Annotated in this window: 21 protein-coding genes; 15 read left to right on the forward strand and 6 right to left on the reverse strand. The window is 41.1% G+C overall.

Features of this window, described 5'->3' with window-relative positions; translation table 11 throughout:
- Window positions 1-131 precede the first annotated feature (131 nt).
- The 8 genes from ABE41_RS01980 (at window position 132) to ABE41_RS02015 (ending at window position 9,536) form a co-directional block, all read left to right on the forward strand.
- Window positions 132-893, forward strand: coding sequence for a threonine/serine exporter family protein (locus tag ABE41_RS01980; protein ID WP_066285975.1), 762 nt, complete (start codon window positions 132-134; stop codon window positions 891-893).
- Window positions 894-908: 15 nt separating this feature from the next.
- Window positions 909-1,364 (forward strand): threonine/serine exporter family protein, encoded by a 456-nt coding sequence (locus ABE41_RS01985; RefSeq protein ID WP_066285977.1) that lies wholly within the window; start codon window positions 909-911, stop codon window positions 1,362-1,364.
- A gap of 358 nt (window positions 1,365-1,722) precedes the next feature.
- The gene (locus tag ABE41_RS01990; RefSeq protein ID WP_066294518.1) at window positions 1,723-3,144 is read left to right on the forward strand and encodes an alanine/glycine:cation symporter family protein; all 1,422 of its coding nucleotides are present in this window, start codon (window positions 1,723-1,725) and stop codon (window positions 3,142-3,144) included.
- 112 nt (window positions 3,145-3,256) lie between these two features.
- On the forward strand, window positions 3,257-4,255 hold the full coding sequence (locus ABE41_RS01995) for a cation diffusion facilitator family transporter (RefSeq protein WP_066285979.1): 999 nt from the start codon (window positions 3,257-3,259) through the stop codon (window positions 4,253-4,255).
- 135 nt (window positions 4,256-4,390) lie between these two features.
- Window positions 4,391-6,148, forward strand: coding sequence for an ABC transporter ATP-binding protein (locus ABE41_RS02000; protein ID WP_066285980.1), 1,758 nt, complete (start codon window positions 4,391-4,393; stop codon window positions 6,146-6,148).
- Window positions 6,114-7,913, forward strand: a complete 1,800-nt coding sequence (locus ABE41_RS02005; RefSeq protein ID WP_066285982.1) for an ABC transporter ATP-binding protein — start codon at window positions 6,114-6,116, stop codon at window positions 7,911-7,913. Before ABE41_RS02000 ends, ABE41_RS02005 begins: the two co-directional genes overlap by 35 nt.
- A 131-nt stretch (window positions 7,914-8,044) precedes the next feature.
- Window positions 8,045-9,313 carry an ATP-binding protein gene (locus ABE41_RS02010; protein ID WP_066285984.1) on the forward strand — a complete coding sequence of 423 codons (1,269 nt, stop codon included), beginning with the start codon at window positions 8,045-8,047 and terminating at the stop codon, window positions 9,311-9,313.
- Between the two features lie 43 nt (window positions 9,314-9,356).
- Window positions 9,357-9,536, forward strand: coding sequence for a hypothetical protein (locus ABE41_RS02015; protein WP_066285987.1), 180 nt, complete (start codon window positions 9,357-9,359; stop codon window positions 9,534-9,536).
- A gap of 45 nt (window positions 9,537-9,581) precedes the next feature.
- Here the strand turns inward: ABE41_RS02015 and ABE41_RS02020 are convergent, their stop codons facing one another.
- Window positions 9,582-10,088 carry a GNAT family N-acetyltransferase gene (locus ABE41_RS02020; protein WP_066285990.1) on the reverse strand — a complete coding sequence of 169 codons (507 nt, stop codon included), beginning with the start codon at window positions 10,086-10,088 and terminating at the stop codon, window positions 9,582-9,584.
- Between the two features lie 269 nt (window positions 10,089-10,357).
- Here ABE41_RS02020 and fni point away from each other — a divergent pair, with 269 nt between their 5' ends.
- Window positions 10,358-11,404 carry a type 2 isopentenyl-diphosphate Delta-isomerase gene (gene fni / locus ABE41_RS02030; RefSeq protein WP_066285995.1) on the forward strand — a complete coding sequence of 349 codons (1,047 nt, stop codon included), beginning with the start codon at window positions 10,358-10,360 and terminating at the stop codon, window positions 11,402-11,404.
- Between the two features lie 279 nt (window positions 11,405-11,683).
- Here the strand turns inward: fni and putP are convergent, their stop codons facing one another.
- The gene (putP, locus tag ABE41_RS02035) at window positions 11,684-13,162 is read right to left on the reverse strand and encodes a sodium/proline symporter PutP (protein WP_066285999.1); all 1,479 of its coding nucleotides are present in this window, start codon (window positions 13,160-13,162) and stop codon (window positions 11,684-11,686) included.
- A 70-nt stretch (window positions 13,163-13,232) separates the two neighbouring features.
- On the opposite strand from putP, the gene ABE41_RS20865 reads away from it, so the two are divergent.
- The gene (locus ABE41_RS20865) at window positions 13,233-13,415 is read left to right on the forward strand and encodes a hypothetical protein (RefSeq protein ID WP_156774205.1); all 183 of its coding nucleotides are present in this window, start codon (window positions 13,233-13,235) and stop codon (window positions 13,413-13,415) included.
- Between the two features lie 163 nt (window positions 13,416-13,578).
- A complete protein-coding gene (locus ABE41_RS02040) occupies window positions 13,579-15,495 on the forward strand; it encodes an ABC-F family ATP-binding cassette domain-containing protein (protein WP_066286001.1) in 1,917 nt (638 codons plus the stop codon).
- Between the two features lie 266 nt (window positions 15,496-15,761).
- Here ABE41_RS02040 and ABE41_RS02045 read toward each other — a convergent pair whose 3' ends face one another.
- The 3 genes from ABE41_RS02045 to ABE41_RS02050 form a co-directional block, all read right to left on the reverse strand.
- Window positions 15,762-17,318 carry an ABC-F family ATP-binding cassette domain-containing protein gene (locus ABE41_RS02045; RefSeq protein ID WP_066286005.1) on the reverse strand — a complete coding sequence of 519 codons (1,557 nt, stop codon included), beginning with the start codon at window positions 17,316-17,318 and terminating at the stop codon, window positions 15,762-15,764.
- Window positions 17,319-17,457: 139 nt separating this feature from the next.
- Window positions 17,458-17,619 carry a hypothetical protein gene (locus ABE41_RS21185; protein WP_172827321.1) on the reverse strand — a complete coding sequence of 54 codons (162 nt, stop codon included), beginning with the start codon at window positions 17,617-17,619 and terminating at the stop codon, window positions 17,458-17,460.
- 63 nt (window positions 17,620-17,682) lie between these two features.
- On the reverse strand, window positions 17,683-18,135 hold the full coding sequence (locus tag ABE41_RS02050) for a DUF2269 family protein (RefSeq protein WP_066286010.1): 453 nt from the start codon (window positions 18,133-18,135) through the stop codon (window positions 17,683-17,685).
- Window positions 18,136-18,257: 122 nt separating this feature from the next.
- Here ABE41_RS02050 and ABE41_RS02055 point away from each other — a divergent pair, with 122 nt between their 5' ends.
- Window positions 18,258-18,962, forward strand: a complete 705-nt coding sequence (locus ABE41_RS02055) for a 5-formyltetrahydrofolate cyclo-ligase (RefSeq protein ID WP_066286012.1) — start codon at window positions 18,258-18,260, stop codon at window positions 18,960-18,962.
- On the opposite strand, the gene ABE41_RS02060 is transcribed toward ABE41_RS02055, so the two are convergent.
- Entirely contained in the window at window positions 18,963-19,532 is a 570-nt protein-coding gene (locus ABE41_RS02060) for a DJ-1/PfpI family protein (protein WP_066286016.1), read from the reverse strand. It lies immediately after the preceding gene.
- Between the two features lie 329 nt (window positions 19,533-19,861).
- On the opposite strand from ABE41_RS02060, the gene ABE41_RS02065 reads away from it, so the two are divergent.
- The 3 genes from ABE41_RS02065 to qoxB all read left to right on the forward strand — a co-directional run bounded on the left by ABE41_RS02065 (window position 19,862) and on the right by qoxB (window position 24,627).
- Window positions 19,862-21,214, forward strand: a complete 1,353-nt coding sequence (locus ABE41_RS02065) for an L-cystine transporter (protein WP_171978959.1) — start codon at window positions 19,862-19,864, stop codon at window positions 21,212-21,214.
- Between the two features lie 476 nt (window positions 21,215-21,690).
- On the forward strand, window positions 21,691-22,668 hold the full coding sequence (gene qoxA / locus ABE41_RS02070; protein ID WP_253805420.1) for a cytochrome aa3 quinol oxidase subunit II: 978 nt from the start codon (window positions 21,691-21,693) through the stop codon (window positions 22,666-22,668).
- A gap of 18 nt (window positions 22,669-22,686) precedes the next feature.
- Entirely contained in the window at window positions 22,687-24,627 is a 1,941-nt protein-coding gene (qoxB, locus tag ABE41_RS02075; RefSeq protein ID WP_066286022.1) for a cytochrome aa3 quinol oxidase subunit I, read from the forward strand.
- Window positions 24,628-24,638 lie beyond the last annotated feature (11 nt).

Consider the following 24,638-nt stretch of genomic DNA (forward strand, 5'->3'; position numbering starts at 1 on the left):
TTATTCTAGTAACATTTGCAAACTTGTTCAACTCCATTGCCCTCTAAACTCCAATCAGTTAAACTGTAAAAATATTAAATGTTCGATTTTGGGCAGAATGAATGTAAGTACGAAATTGGAGAGTATGCTTAATGGAGATGGAAAGACAAGAAACATACGACATAATGGCGGTTTGTTTGTTGGCGGGAAAAATTATGCTGCAAAGCGGAGCGGAAACGTATCGGGTCGAGGATACGATGATGCGCATTGCAGCTTCTTTTGGTGCACATCAATCACACCCTTATGTAACACCGACGGGTATACTTTTTTCAGTTGAAGGAACCGAACCTACTAAAACAAAGCTGATTCGGATTATTGAGCGTACAACCGACTTAGAAAAAGTAGCGAGTGTCAACGGAATCTCTCGTAAAATAAGTGCTGGCGAGTTCACGATCGAGGAAGCTTATAAAGAGTTAAAGAAAATCAGTGAGTCAGGTTCTCCCTATTCCCTCTGGGTTCATGTTCTTGCAGCTGCGATTTCATCTGGCTGTTTTTTAATCATGTTCCGAGGGAGCTGGGGGGACTTTTTTCCGGCATTCGTAACTGGCGGTCTAGGATTCCTTTCACTTCTTTATTTTCATCAGCTCGTACCGATTAAGTTTTTCTCGGAGTTTTCTGCTTCACTGCTAATAGGCTTGCAGGCTCTCTTTTTTGTTTCAACGGGTATAGGCGGAGAGCTGGATAAGATCATAATAGGATCGGTGATGCCGCTCGTTCCTGGATTATTGATTACAAATGCAGTTCGTGACTTAATGGCGGGACACCTGATCTCGGGGCTCGCAAAAGGTGCAGACGCCTTCCTTACTGCATTTGCCATTGGAGCCGGGATTGCTGTTACATTTTCATTCCTTTAGAAAGGAGCGTTCACGATGACGATTATTGAACAGCTTATAACAAGTTTTATCGCGTCGGCGGCTTTTGTTATTATTTTTAATGGGCCGAAACGCTCATTATTTCATTGCGGTCTTGTCGGAATGGTCGGCTGGATTTTTTATTTTCTCTTAGAGGCTAATGGAATGGATATGGTTCTGGCGACTGTGATCGCTTCATTTTCGATCGCAATAGCATCTCAATATTTTGCTAAAAAGTATAAAACACCTGTCATCATATACAGTGTTGCAGGTATCATTCCGCTTGTTCCAGGCGGTATTGCCTACAATGCGATGCGAAACTTCGTTCAGAATGATTACAATCTCGCAATTAATTTAGCAGCAAAAGCTTTTATGATATCAGGGTCGATTGCGATAGGACTTGTATTTTCTGAGGTAATTAATCAGATTATCAGAAAATCAAAGTTAAAGTCGATCGTAAATAAGTCGCAGTAGAAAATAATGTCAATAAGATTAAAACCAGCTGAATAGGACAGCTGGTTTTTTGTATGTGTACAATTTCAATTACATTCTACTATGAAAATGGCTGTTATTGGGATTCAACTAGTAACTTGTACGCTACTAAAGATACAAATGTACATACTGGAAAGAATTTTATCTTGTATTCTCAGTTATCCTCATCTCATAATAGAAAATACCTAAGTGATGCATCCTGTCACAATTTGTAATCATTTACGATTTATCTTATAATTACAAATAGCGTTAATTTTCAGTCAAATACAAGGGGGTAAAGTTTTTGAGCAACTTTGAAACGTTTGTAGGAGATGTAGTGGCGATTCTTTGGAGTCAGCCGATGATTTATTTCTGTTTAGGCGTAGGGCTATTATTTTCTATTTTAACGAGATTTTTGCAAGTAAGGCACTTCAAAGAAATGATTAAGTTGATGATGGAAGGCAAGAGCTCTAAAGCAGGAGTATCCTCTTTCCAAGCATTAGCTATCGCGCTGTCAGGTCGTGTCGGTACTGGTAATATCGCCGGTACAGCAACAGCGATCGGTTTCGGTGGACCAGGTGCAGTATTTTGGATGTGGATGATCGCGTTTATCGGTGCATCCAGTGCTTTTATTGAATCTGCGCTTGCTCAAGTTTATAAAGTAAAGCAGGACGGCGAGTATCGCGGTGGTCCTGCGTATTATATTGAAAAAGGGATTGGCTGGAAGTGGTATGGAATTATTTTTGCCGTTTCTGCATTAGCAGCTATGGCGCTACTAATGCCTGGGATTCAGTCAAACTCCATTGCTGCTGGACTTGAAAATGCATTTAATGTTAGTCCTACAGTTACTGGGATTTTCTTAGTAATCATTTTAGCTGCCATTATTTTTGGCGGTGTAAAACGGATCGCAAACGTAGCACAATATGTGGTTCCGTTCATGGCGATTGGGTACGTATTAGTTTCACTTATTATTGTATCTTTCCATATTCCACAGATACCTGAAGTACTTTCCCTTATTTTCAGAAGTGCATTTTCTTTTGATTCTGCATTTGGCGGAATTGTAGGTTCTGCAATAATGTGGGGCGTTAAGCGCGGGATCTATTCAAATGAAGCTGGGCAAGGTACTGGACCTCATCCAGCTGCTGCTGCAGAAGTATCGCATCCAGCTAAGCAAGGTTTAGTACAAGCATTCTCAGTTTACATCGATACTTGGCTTGTATGTACAGCAACTGCATTTATGATTCTTTTTACAGGTATGTATAACGTTCAAAACGAAGCAGACAATTCGTTTATTGTTGAAAACCTGCCTAACGTAGAAGCAGGGACTGCCTTTACACAAGAAGCGATTGAATCTGTTCTTCCTGGTTTCGGTTCTGGTTTTGTCGCTGTTTCCCTATTCTTCTTTGCTTTTACTACAATCATGGCTTATTACTATATTGCAGAGACGAATATTGCTTACCTTATGCGGGGGCGTAATAATAGAATTCCGATGTTCTTGCTAAAAATTGTATTGCTTGGAACTACGTATTACGGAGCTATAAAAACAGCTGATCTTGCTTGGGCACTTGGAGATCTAGGTCTTGGTGTCATGGTTTGGCTGAACTTAATTGCAATCTTAATTTTGGCTAAGCCAGCTCTGGCAGTGCTGAAAGATTATGAAGAGCAAAAGAAAGCTGGACTTGATCCGGTATTCGATTCCACCAAGCTGGGCATCAAGAATGCTGAGTATTGGGAAGGCGGATATAAGGAATCAAAAGGAGATAAAGTAGAAAAAGTTTCATAATCTTTGCATCTAAGACGGGTCGTTTTTTACGGCCCGTTTTTTATTGGGTTTAAATTATGCACTTTTCAGGAATTCTTATAAAAAGACATATAACAGGAGTGGAGGCAGACCTTTGATTAATCTACTTAAAAAAGGAAACAAATCGTCCGGAATCGCTGCATTAGGAAACACTGTACTCGCTATAGCTAAAGGTATTGCAGCCGCAGTCAGTGGAAGTGGTGCAATGTTTGCGACAACACTTCACTCGGCAGCTGATGCTTTGAATCAGGGCTTTGTTTTTTTCGGGAGTGCCCTTTCGGAAAAAGAGCCTACTAAAAAGTTCCCAGCGGGCTTTGGGCGTGTTGTGAATTTATTTGTTTTAGTTGCGGTCATCGTAGTTTCAATTATGGCCTACGAAACCATTTTAAAAGGATGGAAGCTAATTCAAGATCCGCATCCATCAACGAATTTAATGCTGAATATCGGAATTATGATTTTAGCCATTTTAGTCGATGGTTTTATTTTGATTAAGGCGATGAAAGAGATCGTTCATGAGACTAGAAGCGATGCTGTAGGTTTTGGTATCGTGAAAGAGTCGTTTAAGAATGTAAGTTTAGCAGCGCCGCCAACTCGTCTCGTTTTTTATGAAGATCTAATTGCAACTTCAGGTGCTTTTTTAGCACTTATTTCAATTGTCCTTGCCGATCTGACGGGTGCTTATATTCTGGATGGAATCGGAACATTACTGATTGGTATCCTTCTTGTGGTTGTTGCGTTTAAACTCGGTATTGAAAACACAAGAGGGCTGATAGGTGTTGCCGCACCTAAGGTTGTAGAGGACAGAATTGCTGAAACCATCCTATCTGATAAGGATGTAGTAGATATAAAAGAACTTAGAATTCTTCAAGAAGGAAGACGATATCATGTTGAAAGCTATATTGAACTAAAAGAAGGGTTCACATTGGCAGATGCAGATGATATCAAATTCCGTGTTAGGGATACCCTCATGGAAGATCCTGATATTGGAGACGTCACGATGGGCATCCTGGAAACCGACCATGTCAAAACTTGGCCTAAAGAAGCGGAAATTGAAGTGAACGGACATGAAGATGATACTGAAAAAACTCGCTAAGCTTTATTAGCGGGTTTTCTTTCGCAAAAAAATAGGATAAGAAGTCGAAATAGTTAAATATTTTCAAGAAAAAGGATAGAATAATAGTAGATTGTTAAGTTCGTTAAACATCTAGGGAGTACGGGGGATATATCTATGTGGAAAGTATTTTCTTATTTAAAGACTTACCGGGTGGCTATAGCGGCTGCTCTATTCCTGACGCTTTCTGAACTGGCAGTGGAGCTGATGCAGCCGTTAATCATGGCTAAGATCATTGATGATGGAATTTTAAAAGGCGATTTAGAAGTGGTTAAGTTCTGGGGTGCGGTCATGTTTGGTCTCGCTCTGGCTGCTTTTGCTGCAGGGATCGCCAATTCCTTTTTCTCCGCGCATGTCAGTCAGAGCTACGGGTTCGATATTAGGCGGCGTGTATTTGAAAAGGTCCAGGCTTTTTCGTTCGTTAATTTTAATAAATTTCCGACTTCATCCTTGATTACGAGAATGACTCATGATGTTACACAGCTTCAAAATACAGTTTTTATGAGCTTAAGGATTATGTTAAGAGCGCCATTGCTTTTGGCAGGCGGGGTAATTATGTCGCTCATCGTCAATTGGAAACTTGCGATGGTATTGGTAGTAGCACTTCCTTTTCTTCTGTTCTTCTTAAGGTGGGTGCTTCAGACCGCAGGGACGATGTTTCGGGATGTCCAAGATAGACTTGATGGTGTGAACCGAGTAATGCGGGAAAATCTGATGGGGATGAGGCTGATCAAAGCATTTTTACGAAGAGATTATGAATCTTCACGATTTGAAAAAGCAAGTGATGATCTGAAAGTCCAGACGGTATCATCACTTCGTCTTATTGAAGTTTCCATTCCTGTGTTGCTTTTGGTTATGAATATCGGAATTCTAGCCATTCTTTGGTTCGGGAGCAGGCAGGTGAATCTTGGTGCGATCGAAGTGGGTGAAGTGGTGGCGATTGTAAACTATTCATTTCGCATCTCATCCGTTTTAACGATTATCTCATTTATTATTATGGCATTTTCACGTGCGAAAGCGTCTGCTCAGCGCATAGGAGAGGTGCTGGATACAGAGATTGATCTCATTGAATCAGAAGATACGGATCAATCGGTAACCCTACAAAAAGGTCATGTTGAATTTAAGAACGTTTCTTTTAAGTATCCTGAGAGCGATGCATTCGTATTGCAGAATCTTTCTTTTTCAGTGAAAGCGGGTGAAACGTTAGCCATCCTTGGCTCGACAGGGTCAGGTAAAACTTCACTGTTTCAGCTTGTTCCGCGTTTATATGATGTAACAGACGGGGAGGTCCTTGTCGATGGCAAAAACGTAAAGGCGTATCCTATTGACACACTTCGAAAAGGAATAGGTGTTGTTCCCCAGGAAGCTGTTCTTTTTACTGGTTCAGTACTTGAGAATATAGGCTGGGGGAAAGAAGGGGCGACGGAAGAGGAGATTATTCAGGCTGCAAAAGATGCACAAATACATGAGACGGTCGAGAAATTGCCGGATCAATATGAAACACGTGTTGGACAGAGGGGCGTGAACCTTTCTGGAGGTCAAAAACAGCGTTTGTCCATAGCGCGCGCGTTAGTTAGAAAACCGAAAATATTAATGCTAGATGACAGTACGAGTGCACTGGATCTGAAAACGGAAGCAAAGCTTTTAGCTGCTTTAAGAAGGTATTCCTGCACAACGTTTATCATTACGCAAAAAATCAGTACAGCGATGGAAGCCGACCACATTTTGCTTTTAGATGATGGCCGTGTAGAAGCTTGGGGTACGCACGCCGAGCTGCTTGAAACGTCGCCGCTGTATGTGAAGATCGTACAATCACAGTTTGGGGAGGAGGATTTCCAGTATGTCAAAGGGTTCAAACAGACCTCATCCACATAATCATTTGTTCGGAGAAAAAATGAAACCGAAAAATTGGGCAAGTACGGTAAAACGTATTGGAGGCTACTTTTCTAATCAAAAAGTGCTATTAAGCTTGGTATTGCTCATGGTGGTCATCAGCTCAGCGTTAAGTTTGCTAGGACCCTTTTTAATCGGTGTAGCGATCGATTCATACATCGTTAAAGAAAACGCAGAAGGTTTGACGAAGCTGTTAATCGGTCTGATCTTTGTCTTTATCGGACAGTCCTTATCTATTTGGCTCCAGAACTATTGGATGATCGGAATTGCTCAGCAGACGGTTTATCGCATGCGCAATGATTTGTTTAAGCAGTTTCACAGACTCTCGATTTCCTTCTTTGATAAAAGGCAGCATGGAGAGCTGATGAGCCGTGTGACCAATGATATTGAGAATGTCAGTTCCACGCTGAATAGTTCTTTTATCCAGGTGTTTTCAAGTATTTTGACCCTTATTGGGACGATCGCTGTCATGATTTATTTAAGTCCGCTGCTTACTATTATTTCTCTTTCCATCGTTCCGCTTATGGTGTTTGGATTGAAATGGATTACGAAAAGGACAGGTGCCAGGTTTAAAGAACAGCAAAGAAATCTTGGGGAAATCAACGGATATATAGAAGAGATTACTTCAGGTCAGCGTATAGTTAAATCCTTTTCGCAGGAAAAGAGAGTTATGGAAGAATTCATGGTGAAAAATGAGCGTTTGAAGGAATCTGGCTATTGGGCTCAGACTTTCTCTGGGTTTATCCCAAAACTCATGAACGTACTCAATAACGGAAGTTTTGCATTGATAGCAGGTGTGGGTGGTGTGCTGGCTCTGAACGGAAAAGTTTCAATTGGGGTAATCGTAATATTTGTTGAGTATTCCAGACAATTTACGAGACCATTAAATGACTTAGCCAATCAGTTTAATACACTTCTTTCTGCTGTTGCCGGTGCAGAGAGAGTTTTTGAGATTTTAGATGAGTCTAGAGAAGAACGAGATGAAGATAATGCTATCGAGCTTTCATCAGTAAAAGGGAAAGTGGAATTTCGTAACGTTTCTTTTTCTTATGAAGGTGACGGTAAAACGGTATCTGGTCTTAGTTTTTCTGTAAAAGAAGGTGAAACGGTAGCTCTGGTGGGACCTACTGGAGCCGGAAAGACAACAGTTGTTAACTTGCTTTCTCGCTTTTATGATGCAGATAATGGACAGATTTTAATCGATGGACATGACAGTAAGAACGTAAAAAGAAGCAGTCTAAGAAGACATATGGCTTTTGTGCTGCAAGACTCTTTTTTATTTGAAGGTTCAATCTTTGAAAATATCCGTTATGGAAGGCTGGGTGCTTCCGATGAAGAAGTCATTAAGGCGGCGAAACTAGCAAATGCTCACTCGTTTATTCAAAAGCTTCCAAAAGGTTATCATACGATATTAAATCAAGAAGGAAGCGGTATAAGCCAAGGGCAGAAACAGCTTTTATCTATAGCGCGGGCCATTCTGGCAGACCCATCATTGTTGATATTAGATGAGGCAACAAGCAGTATCGACACGATAACGGAGATGAAGATTCAAGAGGCTTTGCAGAGATTGATGACTGGCAGAACAAGCTTTGTAATCGCACATCGATTAAACACGATTCAGCAGGCAGATCAGATTCTAGTCCTTCATGATGGCGGTATCTTGGAAAAAGGAACTCATGAGGAACTTTTAAATCATAAAGGATTTTACCATTCTTTATATAACAGTCAGTTGAAACAAGAAGCTTAGTATAATAAAAATTACAACTTTAGTCGTATTAGAACGATGCTTTTGTCATATTATCAGGGCGATTCTTGCAGGAATCTCCCTTTTTTTGTCGTAATTATAGTACACAAGCCATTTTACCCAGGGAGTAGAAAATGATCATTGAAAAGCTGCTTTTGCATGTATTGATTGTTATTGCACCAGTACTGAGCTATAGCTTTTTGTTCGAAAGCAGAAAGATAGGAAAATCCCCTTATTTTTTAGGCATTCTTTATGGTGTATCTGCTTCACTTTGCATGTATTTTGCCTATTTTAATTCAGGATTGTATTGGGATTTGCGGTATGTTCCTTTAGTGCTTTCTATTTTTTACGGCGGACCTATCTCAGGGATTATTACGCTCACTGCTCTTTTAGCAACCAGAACGGTAATGGGCGGAGAAACGCTTTACTTAGGATACATAAGTGCATCAGTAGCCTGTATTGTTCCTTTTATTCTTTATAAGTATTTTTGGAGATTTCCTCCGCGAAAAAGAATTTACATGTCTATCATAGCCGGACTATGGCCTGCTATTGTCCAGTTGCTAATTCTTCTAAGCTACCTTTACATAAATAGTGAAGTTTTGCAGGTAGACCAAGATATTTATTTATACATAGCTGTTTTCGGTATTATTCAAATTTTAGCCGTCGTTTTTGGCTCTATCTTAAATGAAGCTGTCATAGAAAGAAACTTAATGAAAGATGAGATCCGGCGTTCTGAGAAACAGCACACGCTTGGGGAACTGGCGGCTTCTATTGCTCATGAAGTCCGGAATCCATTGACTGTAGTAAAAGGTTTTCTTCAGCTTATGGAAGGTGAAGATGAACGGCATAAGCATTACTATCCGTTAATTTTAAGTGAATTAAGCAGAGCAGAAAGTATTATAAGTGATTACTTGAACTTTGCTAAACCGGAGTTTAAAAAGATCGAGACTTTTTCAATAGCTGAATTAGTAACGGAACTAAGTATTTTATTAAATCCGTACGCATTAAAAGATGGTATTTCGCTTACGCATCTGATTGAATCGGATGTAAAGATTACTACAGACCGAAATCAGCTAAAACAGGCGCTGATCAATATCTTAAAGAATGCTGTTGAGGCAACCCCGAAAGAAGGACGTGTATCCATTAAGCTTATTCCTGAAGGGGAACAGGTTAAGATTATCGTTAGGGATACAGGAAAAGGGATGACTAAAGAACAGCTGTCCCGCATCGGCTCTTTGTTTTTTTCAACTAAACAGCAAGGAACTGGATTAGGAACGATGGTATCCATTCGTATCATAGAATCAATGGGCGGCAAGGTGGAGTATACGAGCAAGATTGGAAAAGGTACGAAGGTTAGCGTCGCGCTTCCTTTAATCAGCTCATTTGAAGAAGATTCGGTTTAAAAAACGCTATAAAGGGGAAAATGCTGAAAAGAGGTGAAGCAGCATGGATAACTTTATGGCAGATATTTTTCGTTTTTTAGGCGGCTTCTTAAACGTCAGCTTATTGTTAGTAATCATTATTGTTATACTAATCGTGCGTCAGACAAAAAAGAAAAAGCCGAAAAATCAAGAAGAAGACTATCTCGAACATAATAATGATCATTCAAAAGATAATAATAAGTAAAGAAAGCCTGCATATCGATTGCAGGCTTTTTTGGTGCGTTTAAGATTATTTAAGAAAGAGAACCATTAGTTCTTCATCATAATATGTCTCATCTACTCTTAGTGCTTTTTCTTCTTTTCCATATGTCGTGAAACCTAGTGAACTGTAAAGTCCTTTTGCTTTTTCATTGCTGGAAACCACTGTTAGATTTAGCTTCAAAATGTCGGGAATCCCTTTAGCATGGTTGATCGCTGCTGTTACAAGGGCTTTACCGGCTCCTGAGCGGCGGTTTTCGGGCTTTACATACATAGCAAAAATGTTCGCGCGGTGCTTCATTTTTTCGATTTTGTCTTGGACTAATGTAACGGTACCAATCAGGGCATCTTCCTGAAATGCTCCGAAAGTAAAATCACCATCACCTTTAAGCCTGTTGGCCACTTGTTCAATTGGATTTTTACGCTCTAGAGCTTCTTCGTAACTTGTTGCAAAAGCTTCAGGATGATTTTTTAGGGCCTCAAGACGCATCTCCCAATACGCTTCGGCATCATCTGGTGTGAGCAAGCGGATCTCCATGCAAATAACCCCCAATAATTGTTTTATTTGGTAGTTTAACACAAATGGTACAGAGGGTGCTATTTGAAATTTAGTTTTTTGAAGGCTGAAAATGAAATGGGTATCAATGAAAGCGTGAAATGGAGTATTTCTATAGGGTGTTTGCTCGGTTTTGGAGCGGGAAATAAATTGTTGGGGGTCAGTCCCCCTAGCGTGAGCTGTTTAGAAGATGTAAAGTGTAATGGTATGGTTTTTGCGGGAAGATAGGAATAACAGCAAGAAGGGAGGAAATGAACTTGGATCATCCTAAAGATCTCACTGAGAAACGGAAAACGGAGCATATTAGGATCAGTCTTCATGAAGATGTTGAGGGGAAGAACATTACAACTGGGTTAGAGAACTATCGATTTATACCGAATGCTTTGCCCGAGATATCTTTTGAGGATGTGTCTCTTTCTGCTTCTTTTTTAGGAAAATTGATGAAGACTCCCTTTTTGATCAGTTCGATGACTGGCGGTACGGAAACTGCGCTTAAGATAAATCAGAACTTGGCTATTGCGGCACAGGAAAGAGGCTGGGCGATTGGCCTTGGATCAATGAGAGCGGCGGTGGAGAAAGAGGAACTTGCTTACACTTTTCAAATTAGAAAATGGGCTCCTGACATCCCTGTTATTGCAAACATCGGTGCTGTCCAGCTCAATTACGGTTATGGGCTGGAGGAGTGTAAGCGAGCGGTCGAGCTTGCTGAAGCTGATGCTCTCGTTCTTCACTTAAATACCCTGCAGGAAGTATTTCAGCCAGAAGGTGATACGAATTTTTCTCATTTATTAAGTAAAATTGAAAAGCTTATTTCGGGATTGCCTGTTCCAGTTGGTATTAAAGAAGTAGGCATGGGAATTGATAAAGAAACTGCTGAGAGGCTGATATCAGCAGGTGCTCAGTTTATTGATGTTGCAGGGGCTGGCGGAACATCTTGGGTTCAGGTAGAGAGTTATCGTTCAGAAGATGCTGCAAGGAAAAAAGCTGCAGAAGCCTTCCTGGACTGGGGTCTTCCGACTTCAGAAAGCGTAGCTGCAGTCAGGGAAGTATCAAAAAAAATACCCGTTATCGCGAGCGGAGGGCTGAAGCATGGTGTTGATGCTGCGAAATCACTTGCGTTAGGTGCCGACCTTGCTGGATTTGGCCGCAGTCTGCTACAGTCAGCTGTTGAAAATGATGCTGAAGCTTTGATTTTACAAATGGACCGGATTGAATTTGAACTGAGAGCTGCAATGTTTGGGATTGGTGCCGCGAACATTGGCGAACTAAAAGCTACGAGACGATTGCTGAAAAAGTGATTAAAAAACCCATAAGAAAAAACGCTCCTGAAAAACAGGAACGCTTTTTTATTTTGGCTCTTCTCTAAAAGATTGTTCTTTTTCTTCTCTTCAATGAAAAGTTGATTGGAGCGCAAGGTGCGAGACTCCAGCGGGAATCAGCATGACAGGTGAGACACCTAATGGCACAAAGCGCCAAGGTGGCGCACCGCATGCCCCGCGGAAAGCGAGCATCCTGGAGCGGAAATCAACCACTTTCAAAAACAACAATTTTTGCGAAAACAGCCTTTATTTTTACTATTAAGTTGTTTTGTTTTCAAGTGTTTCTTCCATGTCTTCGAATTGGTTTTGCACTTTATTCGATGGATCTTTCGTTACTAAGCTGACAAGAATGACAGCTAATAAGCTTAAGAAGAAACCAGGAATCATTTCGTACACTTCAGCTTTCAGGTCTGGGAACTGTACCCATATTAAAACGGTAATGGCACCAACGATGATACCTGCTAATGCGCCCCATTTTGTCATGCGTTTCCAGAAAAGACTTAACAAAATTAGTGGACCAAATGCTGAACCGAAACCTGCCCAAGCATAACCTACAAGGCTTAGGATCGTATCGTTCGGATTTAATGATAACAATACCGCGATTACAGCAACCGTTAATACAGCGAGTCTGCCGATTAATACAAGTTCTTTATCAGAAGCATTCTTCTTTAAGAACTGTTTGTAAAAGTCTTCGGTTACAGCTGATGACGTAACGAGCAGCTGTGACGAGATTGTACTCATGATGGCTGCTAGGATAGCTGCTAATAAGAACCCAGTAATGAACGGATGGAATAATAAGTTCGCGAATTGAATAAAAACTGTTTCTGGATCTGCAAGGTTGCGATTTTGCTGTTCGAACCAAGCGATACCAATAAATCCTGTAAGCAATGCACCAATTATAGAGATAATCATCCATCCCATACCGATTCGGCGTGCTGCTTTAATTTCTTTTACAGATGTGATGGCCATAAAACGGACAATAATGTGGGGCTGTCCGAAATAACCTAACCCCCAAGCTAACATTGACAATAGACCAACAAAAGAAAGTCCTTTTGTAACATTGAGCAGCTGCGGATCTACTCCACGTACTGTATCAACCAGTGTTTGAGTGTCGCCGACTTCAGTAAAGGCAACAATGGGTACCAATACAAGTGCGATAAACATGATACATCCTTGTACAAAGTCAGTCCAGCTTACTGCTAGGAATCCTCCAAACAATGTGTAAGCTACAACAACTCCGACAGTCAACAGCATTCCAGTCATATAATCAAGACCGAATGCACTCTCAAACAGCTTACCTCCAGATACTAAACCTGCAGAAGCGTAAAGAGTAAAGAAGATGATAATAACAATACCTGATACAATACGTAAAATTTTCTGAGTGTCGTTAAAACGGTTTTCAAGATAATCCGGAATTGTGATCGAATCATCTGCTACTTCTGTGTACGTACGCAAACGAGGTGCGACAAGAATATAGTTCAGATAAGCACCGATCGTTAAACCGACTGCAATCCAAATACTGCTTAACCCATCTGCGAACATAGCACCAGGCAGTCCCATGAGCATCCATCCGCTCATATCGGATGCACCAGCAGATAATGCTGTTACTCCAGGACCGAGTCCGCGTCCGCCAAGCATGTAGTCAGATAGATCGGATGTTTTTTTGTATGCCCAGTAACCAATGTACAGCATACCAATCATGTAAATAATTAAAGAAATAATTACTTCAATTTGCATGTAAAAAAATCTCTCCTTTTCTTTTTTCATGAAATGGGTCACGTTAGTTTGCTCAACGGATAACAAGTTTATGAAAAAATTGACAGGTTGTATAAAACTAGAGCTTTTTGTTTGCAAAAAGAGTTTGCGAGGAGTGACAAAAAAACTTGAAGTCAAAAGCGCGGTAGAAAAACGCATAACAAACATTGCCGGAAAAAATGTTACCCGGCATCAACAACAAGATAAAAGCCAAGCCGAAAAAAATCGAAAATAGCGGCATCCGTTTTGAGCAAAAAACGTGCCCACTCCTTTTCAGAACATGTTTATCACTATAACAAAGATTGAGAAAAAACCCAAATGATAACCGAAAGATGCTATTCTAGCGCCTTTAAGCTACAATAGAAATTAAGAATTTTAGCTTAAGGAATGATTTCATTTTGAGTATTTTACTAGTAGAAAATTTATATAAAACATATGGAGAGAAAACTCTCTTTGATAAAATTTCTTTTTCAATAAGCGAAAAACAAAGAATCGGGTTGATCGGTCCAAACGGCACGGGAAAGTCTTCTTTGTTAAAAGCTCTGTCAGGATTGGACCCCGCTGAACAGGGCAGCATCACTCACGCAAACCAGTTTCAGATTGAATACGTAGCCCAAGAGCCTGAGCTGGACGAAGAACTTTCTGTTTTGGAGCAGATCTATTATGGCGATTCAGCTATCATGCGTACGATGCGTGACTATGAGCAAGCTCTGCTGGATCTTGAAGCAGATCCTGCAAATGAGAAAAAGCTGCAGCGCTTAATGAATTGTCAGCAAAAAATGGACGAGCAAGAAGCATGGGAAGCGAACACCGTTGCGAAAACGGTTCTAACAAGACTTGGACTGCGCGATTTTTCAAGACAAGTGAAATTCTTGAGCGGCGGCCAGAAAAAGCGTGTAGCCATTGCTAAAGCTTTAATTCAGCCAGCTGACCTTCTAATACTGGATGAGCCGACAAACCATCTTGATAATGAAACAGTTGAATGGCTGGAAACATTTCTCGCTGGGTACAAAGGCTCGCTTTTAATGGTTACCCATGATCGTTATTTCCTAAACCGCGTGACGAATCATATTTTTGAACTAGATAACGGAAAACTCTATGTTTACGAAGGCAATTACGAAACGTATTTAGAGAAAAAGGCAGAGCGTGAAGAGCTCGCACTGCAGAATGAAGATAAGCGTCAAAACACGCTAAGACGCGAATTAGCTTGGCTGCGCCGCGGAGCAAAAGCACGTACGACTAAGCAAAAAGCCCGTATTCAGAGGGTGGAGAGTCTGCAGGAGGAAACAGGTCCTGCTGCAAAAGGTTCTGTTGAATTTGCAATCGGATCACAGCGTCTTGGCAAAAAAGTAATTGAGGTAGAAAGTCTGTCTAAAAGTCTTGATGGCAAGAAGTTGGTTGACGGTTTGGATTACTTGATTGTACCAGGTGAGCGTCTCGGAATCATCGGACCAAACGGCAGCGGAAAAACAACTTTGTTGAACATGCTTGCCGGTAGAATGAAGCCTGATTCTGGTTCAGTTGAAGTCGGTGAAACCGTGAAGATCGGCTATTACACTCAGGATCATGATGAACTCGATGGCAACCTTCGTGTGATCGATTATGTAAAAGAGACGGCACAAGTAATCAGTACAGTTGATGGCCAGACGATTACAGCTGAACAGATGCTGGAACGATTCCTCTTCCCGCGCTATATGCAATATACGTATATTCGCAAACTTTCGGGCGGAGAAAAGCGCAGACTATATATGCTGAAGGTGCTGATGGAAGAACCGAACGTTCTGTTTTTGGATGAGCCGACGAATGACTTGGATATTCAGACTCTCGGTATTTTAGAAGAGTATCTGGAAAACTTCCCTGGTGTCGTTTTAACCGTTTCGCATGATCGTTATTTCTTAGATCGTGTAGTGGATCATCTGCTGGCATTTGAAGGTGAAGGCAGGGTCGTCAGATTCCAGGGCAGCTACTCCGATTATATGGAGGAGAAAAAAGAGCGTGATGAGCGTGCAGCCTCTCTGAAAAAAGAAGCTGAGGCTGTCGCAGCTGAGGCGGCTGATGGCGGGAGCCAGCCGCGAAAAGAAAAGCGGAAAAAGCTATCTTATAAAGAGCAACAGGAATGGGACACGATTGAAGACCGCATTATGGCGCTTGAAGAGAAGAAAGAGCAGATCGAAGCTGAAATCGTTGCAGCGGGCAGTGACTTCGGACGAATCAGTGAACTGTATGCGGAACAGAAAAAAGTAGAGACAGAGCTCGAAACAACGATGGAACGATGGGAAGAGCTATCGCTGCTTGTGGAGGAACTGGAGAACTAATTTGAAAACACCTCTTGCGGCTGGCAAGAGGTGTTTTTTCTTTAATAAGGAACTCGGCATTGGCCGAGGAACAATTTCATACATCCATATTCGTCGAAAAGCCTATAAACAAAACTGTTGGCCCATAAAAATTTTTGGAGGCTTATAAAATTTTTTGTGGGCTCATAAATAAATTTGAAGGCTCATAGATCTCTTTTTAGGCTCATAAATGTAAAATCACCAAAATAAAAGCCCTCACTTTTAAAAGTGAGGGCTTAAAAATTCGATTAAAACACCTTCGTCGTCCAGCTTTCGCAGTTCCAGACTTCGTTTGCTACTTCTATATAGAATTCTGGTTCATGGGAGATCAAGAGGACGCTTCCTTTAAAGGCTTTCAACGCACGCATTAACTCGTCTTTTGCTTCAACATCCAAGTGGTTTGTCGGCTCATCGAGTACCAATACGTTATTTTCATGGTTGATCAGTTTGCATAAGCGTACTTTTGCTTTTTCGCCCCCGCTAAGAACTTCCACTTTACTCTCGATATGTTTTGTTGTTAATCCGCATTTCGCAAGAGCTGCGCGAACTTCATGATGAGAGAAACCAGGGAACTCGTTCCAGATCTCTTCGATACATGTGTTGTAGTTCGCAGATTTTACTTCTTGTTCGAAATAGCCGATCTCCAGGTTTTCACCGCGTTCAACTGAACCAGAAACAGGCTTGATTTCACCTAAAATACTGCGGAGCAAAGTTGTTTTACCTATACCATTCGCACCGACTAAAGCTATTTTTTGTCCGCGTTCCATGCGCAGGTTCAGAGGTCTCGACAATGGCTCATCATATCCGATCACGAGATCCTTCGTTTCAAAGATCAGCTTACTCGGTGTGCGGGATTCTTTAAAGTTGAACTCTGGCTTTGGCTTTTCTTTCGCCAGCTCAATTACATCCATTTTATCGAGCTTTTTCTGACGGGACATCGCCATGTTACGCGTTGAAACACGCGCTTTGTTCCGTGCTACGAAGTCTTTTAATCCGGCAATCTCTTGCTGCTGGCGCTTGAATGCCGCCTCCAGCTGGGATTTTTTCATCTCATGAACCGATTTAAAGTGATCGTAGTCGCCAACATAGCGGTTCAGCTCTTGATTTTCCATATGATAGATCAAGTTGATAACGCTGTTCAGGAACGGGATGTCATGCGAAATCAGGATAAACGCGTTTTCGTACTCCTGCAAGTAGCGCTTTAGCCATTCGATATGCTGTTCGTCCAGATAGTTTGTCGGCTCATCCAGCAATAGAATTTCAGGCTTTTCTAATAAAAGTTTTGCAAGCAATACCTTTGTACGCTGTCCGCCGCTCAAGTCGTGAACATCACGGTCAAGACCGATATCATCAAGTCCAAGACCTCGTGCGATTTCTTCAACTTTTGCATCTATTACATAAAAGTCGTTATTCGTTAGTGTATCCTGGATTACACCAACATCTTCAAGCAGCTTCTCAAGCTCTTCAGGAGTAGCTTCACCCATCTTTTCGTACATGCTGTTCATTTCTGTTTCCATGTCGAGCAGATATTGAAACGCACTCTTCAGCACGTCGCGAATCGTCATTCCTTTTTGAAGAACGGTGTGCTGATCCAGATAGCCGACGCGTACTTTTTTTGCCCATTCAACTTTTCCTTCATCTGGCTTCAATTTGCCAGTGATAATATTCATAAAGGTAGACTTACCTTCACCATTTGCACCGATTAAACCGATGTGCTCTCCTTTTAGTAGACGGAAAGAAACATCGTTAAAAATAGCACGGTCACCAAAACCATGGCTCAATCCTTGTACTGTTAAAATACTCATCTATATAACACCTTTTCTGTCAGTAATTTGTACCCTCTTGATTATAGTATTGAATGGGGAAGGAACTCAATAGGTGTATGACGAATCGTGACAATGAAAAAGCACCCAAGGAGAAAAATTCCATGAGTGCCTTCGTGTATTATTCTTGTTCTCCAGTACGATTTTTAAAAGCTTCTTTTGTAGCCAGGTTTGTTGAATCAGTCTCATCGCTTTTTTGAACGAGTCTGTTTTGCAGAGTGTTATCTGGAAAACGGCCAGGGTGGCCTTTTTTCTTATGTTCAAATTCTTTTCCGCGTGCCATGTGTTTTTCACTCCTCGTCTCTTTACACCATATTGTGTCCAAAGAGAGGGGATTTATGAACAACTAAAAAGGTTTTACGACCATTAAAACGATTAGTACAACAGCTAAACCGTGTAAAAGATAAACATAAGGGTCAAGCTGTTTATCAACGGTCCGATAAGAATCGGGCAGTTCGTCGCCTTCATGTGAGGCGAGAATCTCGCTCATTTGTTTTTGTTTCTTAGGAATGATACCAATAACAAGAATCTGTGCCAAAACATAAATAACCAGAGATGAGATGTACCAAACTTCACTAAAAAGTGCAGAATTTAAATAACCTAATAAAAGTCCAGTTGCAAGAAGTGTTAAGCTTCCAATCTTCGGCAAAGTTTCTATCTTTGCATTCACTTCAAGTGCATATCGCGCCTGTGCGGCTGTTTTTGCGAATTTCGTAACGACTGGCATTGCAAAGCTTGCGCCTAGACCGACAATCGCTGCAATAATGTGTATCAAGACAATTGTTCCATATAGTGTCATATAAATAATCCCCCATTTCAAAAAAATTTCTTTCCCCCACTCAATTTATTTCACTAAACAGGATAATAGTCCTTCTTTTTATTAATGACTTTTATCCTAAGAGAACAAAAGGAGATGCAATAATGAACCAAAAGGATGAAGTTTGGAACAAGCTGACCGAAGAAAAGCTCGGCAGATTTCCGTTTCCTTTAACAAATCGAATCCCAAATTTTAAAGGAGCAGAGGCTGCTGCAAAATACATAACCGATATGAAGGAGTACAAAGAGGCTAAAGTAATCAAAGTTAATCCTGATTCGCCTCAGCTGCCGCTTAGAACTCAAATTTTAAAGGATGGAAAAATGCTGCTCGTGCCGACGCCAAGGCTTAAGGATGGTTTCATTCAAGTGAAGCCAGAGTGGGTTCCGAAGGGGGAAGAAAGAAAAGCGGCAAGCCTTTCAAGCATTATGAACTATGGGAAAGTGCTCCCTTTATCACTGATGCCTTCAATCCACTTGATTGTAGTGGGATCGGTTGCCATTCACCGTGACGGCAGAAGACTTGGAAAAGGCGAAGGGTATGCGGACAGGGAATATGCGATTATCCGCGAACTTGGGAATAAAGAAGTACCCGTGATCACTTCCATTCAAAGTGCTCAGCTGGTTAATGATAATATTCCTGTACATGTGTTTGACTTAACCGTGGATTGGATTGCGACTGAAAAAGGATTGATCGAAACAAAATCACCTTATCCAAAACCGACAGGGATTGTCTGGGCAGAGGTAAGTGAAGAGGACATGGAAACCATGCCCGTTTTAAAAGAAATTAAAGAGTTGATCTCTAACAAATAATTATGACATAGAAGGTTCCTTAAAGTATTGCAAAGGACTTTTTTCATCTGCAGGTAGAATTTTTAGCTGACGCAATACTTCTTCAGCAAAGATAATATAGTTGGAGCCTGTAGCAGTGAGTACATTTTGATCTGTAACAAGATGTTCTTCTTTTTTGTTATTCCAGTTCATAACGGGCAGATACTGTGTGTCATTCTGAGTGAGGGAAGCGGTATATTTTACGTGGTTCAGAACTCCGGCAGCTCCCAGCAATGCAGGCCCTCCGCATATCGCTCCAATCAGTTTGTTGCTATCGAAAAAGGAACGAATCATGTTTGTCACACCAGCGTCTTCAAGCAAGTGATAAGGATTTCCGCCTGGAATGATAAGGGCTGAGTAATCATCTGAATTAACATCATTAACCGTTGTATCAGGCATGATTTTTAATTTGCCGGCTGATGTGATCGTTTTGCTGATTGAATAGGGTGAGCATGTTACAAGTTCATAATTTGAACCATTTAAACAAGTGATTAAGATTGAAATTTCAAATTCGGCAAAAGAATCATAAACAAACAGTAATACTTTTTTCATATAATGGCCCCCTTTGGTATATCCAAATTTTAGCACCAGCTCATATGAATTTGCTACAAAAACGAGCATAATTTATTTCTTGAAAGAATATATCTGAAACACAACTAAATAAACTCACAAAATAACGAAGACACAATCACACTATGGCTCGATCTTTCATTTTTGGAAAGGCTGGGCTTTTTATTGTGCAATAGAGGAGGTGGCTGCTAAAAGGATTCCCTCAGTAATTCCTACTTGACAGATAGGTTTTATTGTATTAATTTATTTTAGTTAACTAAAGGGGGGACTTGTAGGTGACTACTTACTTAGTTTTATCAAATATTGCTATTATGCTTATACTTTTAGGTGTTTTGTTTTATATGCAAAAGAAACACGTCTCGTTTTCTAAACGTGTATTCACAGGCCTTGGATTAGGGATTCTCTTCGGTCTTGTTCTTCAGTACGGCTATGGTGCTGATTCTGAAGTTGCAGCAAAATCTACTGATTGGTTCAATCTAGTAGGCGGCGGATATGTAACGTTCTTAAAAATGATCGTTATGCCGCTTGTGTTCATTTCTATCCTTTCAGCGTTTACGCGCTTAAATCTTAAAGGAAATATCGGAAAATTAAGCGGATTAATTATCGGAATCTTAGTAGGAACAACTGCAATAGCAGCGGTTGTTGGGATTGGAACGTCTGTTGCTTTCGATCTTGAAGCTGTTCAAATCGAACAGGGTGACGCAGAAACTGCGCGCGGTGAGCAGATGGAAGGTACTTTTGCAGAAGTGAAAGACTTAACATTGCCGCAGCAGATTCTATCATTGCTGCCAGCTAATCCGTTTTTAGATTTTACAGGTGCTAGACCAACTTCAACGATTGCAGTTGTTATTTTTGCAGCATTCCTTGGGATTGCTTATCTGGGTGTGAAGCGCAAGCAAGAAGAACATGCTGAGCTTTTTGCGAAGATTGTGGATGCTTTTTACTCGGTTATCATGCGTGTTGTTACATTAATTCTTCGTTTAACACCATACGGAGTACTTGCTTTAATGACAAAGACTGTCGCACTTAGTGATATGGGTGCAATCGCGAAGCTCGGTAAGTTCGTCATTGCTTCTTATGTAGCACTTTTGATCATGTTTGGAATTCACTTGTTGCTGCTGACGTTTGCTGGGTTAAACCCAATCACATATATGAAAAAATCATTCCCGGTACTATCTTTTGCCTTTACATCTCGTACAAGTGCAGGGGCGCTTCCTTTAAACATCCGTACACAAAAGAGCATGGGTGTACCTGATGGAATTGCGAACTTTTCAGGTTCTTTCGGACTTTCGATCGGCCAGAATGGATGTGCCGGAATCTATCCAGCGATGCTTGCTGTAATGATCGCTCCAACTGTCGGAATTGATCCGCTGTCACCATCGTTCTTGTTGACGCTCGTGGTAGTTGTAGCGCTTAGCTCTTTTGGTGTAGCAGGTGTAGGTGGCGGAGCGACATTTGCAGCGATTCTCGTATTATCTGCGATGGATCTTCCGATTGCTCTTGCAGGTCTATTAATTTCTGTTGAACCATTGATCGACATGGGCCGTACAGCGGTGAATGTCAGCGGCGCGATGACATCGGGACTATTAACAAGTAAAGTTCAGAAACAATTAGATACGGATGCTTACAATGACAGTGAAAATCAAGTTGAAGTAAGTGCATAAGGAATTAAGTGAGACGACCTTGCCTTCGGGCAGGGTCGTTTTTTAATGGATTACAGAATAATAATAGAACGGAATAAATAATACGCGCAGGATAATAGGATCCTGCGTTTATTTATGTTTGTAAAAATTCGCTAAAAAGGTGTGAAGCCTTTCCAATTAGGGTAAAAATTAAAAACTGAACTTTCTAAAAGAGGGGCATCCCATTACCAGCAGATGAAGGCTCTTCCAAATTCGTGAACATTGTATGTCAAAACTGTGATAAACTTGTGAGCTTTATTTGAAGTTCTCGTGACATTTCGTTACGGATAAGCCACATTTCAAGGGATTCTGATACTATGAGGGCAAAGGTTTTTTGTCATTTTGTTTTGCCTTTGATATCCATTGTGATTTTTTTCACAATGTACTATAATCACTTGTGGTTCGATGTATAAAAGGCAAAATGAATGCTTTTAAATAGAGAAAGGAAGGTGGACCTGGTGATGCAACGGTTAAAGCCGTTTTTAACATTCGGGTTATTGATAGCCGTGTTTATGCTAAGCGGCTGCAGCGATATGGTGGTTTTAGATCCTAAAGGACCTGTTGGTGAACAGCAGAAGGATCTTATTATGTATTCGATCTGGTTTATGTTATTTATCCTGCTGGTTGTATATGCACTTACAGCTTTTATTGTTTATAAATATCGTGACCGCAAAAATCATAAGGGATATGATCCTGATAATGAAGGAAGTCATTTGCTTGAGACGATTTGGTGGATCATTCCTATTATTATTACCATTGCATTGGCTGTTCCAACGGTTAAAACGATCTACTCTCTAGAAGGACCTCCTGAAGAGACGAAAGATCAAAAACCATTGGTTATTCATGCAACATCTGTGGATTGGAAATGGGTTTTCACATACCCTGAGCAAGACATTGAAACAGTAAACTATCTTCATATCCCTGAAGATCGACCTGTTCTATTTAAATTGACTTCAGCCGATTCTATGGCATCATTTTGGGTTCCTCAACTAGGCGGCCAAAAGTATGCGATGGCTGGTATGGAGACAAAGCTTTACTTGCAAGCTGATGAGCAAGGAACGTATGAGGGACGAAACTCCAATTTTACAGGAGAAGGTTTTACAGATCATACGTTTGATGTGATGGCTATGTCTGATGAAGAGTTTGAAAAGTGGGCGAGTGAAACGAAAGCTGATGCTCCTGAACTGACGAAGGAGCAGTACGATAAGCTGATGCTTCCTGGCCACGTGAAAGAAATGACGTTCTCTTCTACTCACTTAGGTTTTGTTAACCATGCTGATGAAGCTGATTATGCGATTAAAGCTCGTGAGCGATTAGGCTATGAGCCGTTAATTCCTCACTCCAAAGCAGCAAAAGAAAAGCGTGAAGAAGAAAAGGAAAAGAAACAACAAGAACAAGAAGAATCAGAGTCTCATGGGGATTCACATGCCCATTAACAGAGGAGGCAACTTAATATGAAATGGGATGAATTTTTCGTAACAGGCGACCCGCTCATCTATGGCGCTGACGTTTCCATTGTCTTAACAATGGCGGGAATCCTGTTTTACATGACTAGATATAAAAAGTGGAAATGGCTTTGGACTGAATGGCTTACAACTGTTGACCATAAAAAACTTGGTATCATGTATATCGTTTCTGCAGTTCTTATGCTTTTCCGCGGTGGTGTCGATGCGCTCTTAATGCGTACACAGCTCGCGGTTCCTGAGGCGAAGTTCCTCGATTCGCAGCACTATAACGAGATTTTTACAACTCACGGTACGATCATGATCATCTTCATGGCAATGCCGTTCTTAATAGGTATTATAAACGTAGTTGTACCATTGCAGATTGGAGCTCGTGATGTAGCTTATCCATATTTAAACGCCGTAAGTTTCTGGACGTTCTTTATCGGTGCTATGCTGTTTAACATTTCATTTGTTATCGGTGGATCACCATCAGCAGGCTGGACGAGTTACATGCCGCTTGCAAGTAACGAACTTAGTCCGGGACCAGGGCAGAACTACTACTTATGGGGTCTGCAGATTGCGGGTATCGGTACATTATTAACCGGTATTAACTTCCTTGTTACGATTCTTAAGATGCGTGCACCGGGAATGACATTATTCCGTATGCCGATGTTCACTTGGTCATCGCTTGTAACAATGGTTATTATCATTTTTGCTTTCCCAATTTTAACAGTAGCACTAGCACTTATGTCATTTGACCGTTTATTCGGAAGTCATTTCTTTACTCTTCAAGGGGAAGGGATGGATATGCTTTGGGCAAACCTCTTCTGGTTATGGGGTCACCCAGAGGTATATATCGTAATCTTGCCGGCATTCGGTATTTTCTCAGAAATTATTTCTACGTTCTCTAAAAAAACGTTGTTTGGTTATAAGGCCATGATCTGGTCTATGCTTCTTATCGCTGGATACAGTTTCTTGGTATGGGTCCACCACTTCTTTACGATGGGCTCAGGAGCAGCCGTTAACTCTGTATTCTCCATTACAACAATGGCGATCGGTATTCCGACGGGGGTTAAGATCTTTAACTGGCTGTTCACGATGTACAGAGGTAAGATTCAGTTTACAACACCGATGCTCTGGTCACTAGGCTTTATTGTGAACTTCGTAGTCGGCGGGGTTACAGGTGTCATGCTTGCAATGGCAGCTGCTGACTATCAGTACCACAACACATACTTCCTGGTATCTCACTTCCACTATGTGCTGATCGCAGGTACAGTGTTTGGCTGTTTTGCAGGTCTTATCTACTGGTACCCTAAGATGTTTGGCTACAAGCTGAACGAACGTATCGGTAAATGGGTATTCTGGCTGTTCACAATCGGATTTAACGTATGTTTCATGCCTCAATACTTCCTAGGTCTTGATGGTATGCCTAGACGTGTGTACACGTACAGCGAAGAGTCTGGCTGGGGTCCATTGAACATGGTTTCTACACTCGGCGGATTCATGATGGGTATCGCGTTCTTAGTTCTTGTTTACAACATGTACTACAGCTTCCGTTTCGCGAAGCGTGAAACAACTGGTGACGCATGGGATGGCCGTACGCTTGAATGGTCTACTCCATCAGCAATGCCGCCATTTTATAACTTTGCTAAAATTCCAGAGGTTACTGGTCTTGACCATTTCTGGAGACAGAAGCAAGCAGGCAAGGTAGAGAAGTTAACTGCTAAAGATATTAAAAAGATTCATATGCCTAGCAACTCTGGTGTACCGTTCATTATGGGATCGTTCTTCTTCGTTCTCGGATTCGGTTTTGTATTTGACTGGATGTGGATGGCGATTCTCGGTGGAATTGGTGTTATCGGAACATTGATTTACCGTTCATTTGAATATGATGACGGGTATTATGTAAGTGTTGAAGAAGTACTCGAAACAGAAAAGATTTCTAAATAAGGAGGCGTGAA

It is taken from the genome of Fictibacillus arsenicus (assembly GCF_001642935.1).
GTDB lineage: Bacteria > Bacillota > Bacilli > Bacillales > Fictibacillaceae > Fictibacillus > Fictibacillus arsenicus_B.

Coding starts and splice junctions, on each gene's coding strand:
- ABE41_RS01980 (WP_066285975.1), top strand. CDS start 132: ATGGAGATGGAAAGACAAGAAACATACGACATAATGGCGGTTTGTTTG.
- ABE41_RS01985 (WP_066285977.1), top strand. CDS start 909: ATGACGATTATTGAACAGCTTATAACAAGTTTTATCGCGTCGGCGGCT.
- ABE41_RS01990 (WP_066294518.1), top strand. CDS start 1,723: ATGATTTATTTCTGTTTAGGCGTAGGGCTATTATTTTCTATTTTAACG.
- ABE41_RS02000 (WP_066285980.1), top strand. CDS start 4,391: ATGTGGAAAGTATTTTCTTATTTAAAGACTTACCGGGTGGCTATAGCG.
- ABE41_RS02005 (WP_066285982.1), top strand. CDS start 6,114: ATGTCAAAGGGTTCAAACAGACCTCATCCACATAATCATTTGTTCGGA.
- ABE41_RS02010 (WP_066285984.1), top strand. CDS start 8,045: ATGATCATTGAAAAGCTGCTTTTGCATGTATTGATTGTTATTGCACCA.
- ABE41_RS02015 (WP_066285987.1), top strand. CDS start 9,357: ATGGATAACTTTATGGCAGATATTTTTCGTTTTTTAGGCGGCTTCTTA.
- ABE41_RS02020 (WP_066285990.1), bottom strand. CDS start 10,088: ATGGAGATCCGCTTGCTCACACCAGATGATGCCGAAGCGTATTGGGAG.
- fni (WP_066285995.1), top strand. CDS start 10,358: ATGAACTTGGATCATCCTAAAGATCTCACTGAGAAACGGAAAACGGAG.
- putP (WP_066285999.1), bottom strand. CDS start 13,162: ATGCAAATTGAAGTAATTATTTCTTTAATTATTTACATGATTGGTATG.
- ABE41_RS20865 (WP_156774205.1), top strand. CDS start 13,233: ATGAAAAAATTGACAGGTTGTATAAAACTAGAGCTTTTTGTTTGCAAA.
- ABE41_RS02045 (WP_066286005.1), bottom strand. CDS start 17,318: ATGAGTATTTTAACAGTACAAGGATTGAGCCATGGTTTTGGTGACCGT.
- ABE41_RS21185 (WP_172827321.1), bottom strand. CDS start 17,619: ATGGCACGCGGAAAAGAATTTGAACATAAGAAAAAAGGCCACCCTGGC.
- ABE41_RS02050 (WP_066286010.1), bottom strand. CDS start 18,135: ATGACACTATATGGAACAATTGTCTTGATACACATTATTGCAGCGATT.
- ABE41_RS02055 (WP_066286012.1), top strand. CDS start 18,258: ATGAACCAAAAGGATGAAGTTTGGAACAAGCTGACCGAAGAAAAGCTC.
- ABE41_RS02060 (WP_066286016.1), bottom strand. CDS start 19,532: ATGAAAAAAGTATTACTGTTTGTTTATGATTCTTTTGCCGAATTTGAA.
- ABE41_RS02065 (WP_171978959.1), top strand. CDS start 19,862: ATGCTTATACTTTTAGGTGTTTTGTTTTATATGCAAAAGAAACACGTC.
- qoxB (WP_066286022.1), top strand. CDS start 22,687: ATGAAATGGGATGAATTTTTCGTAACAGGCGACCCGCTCATCTATGGC.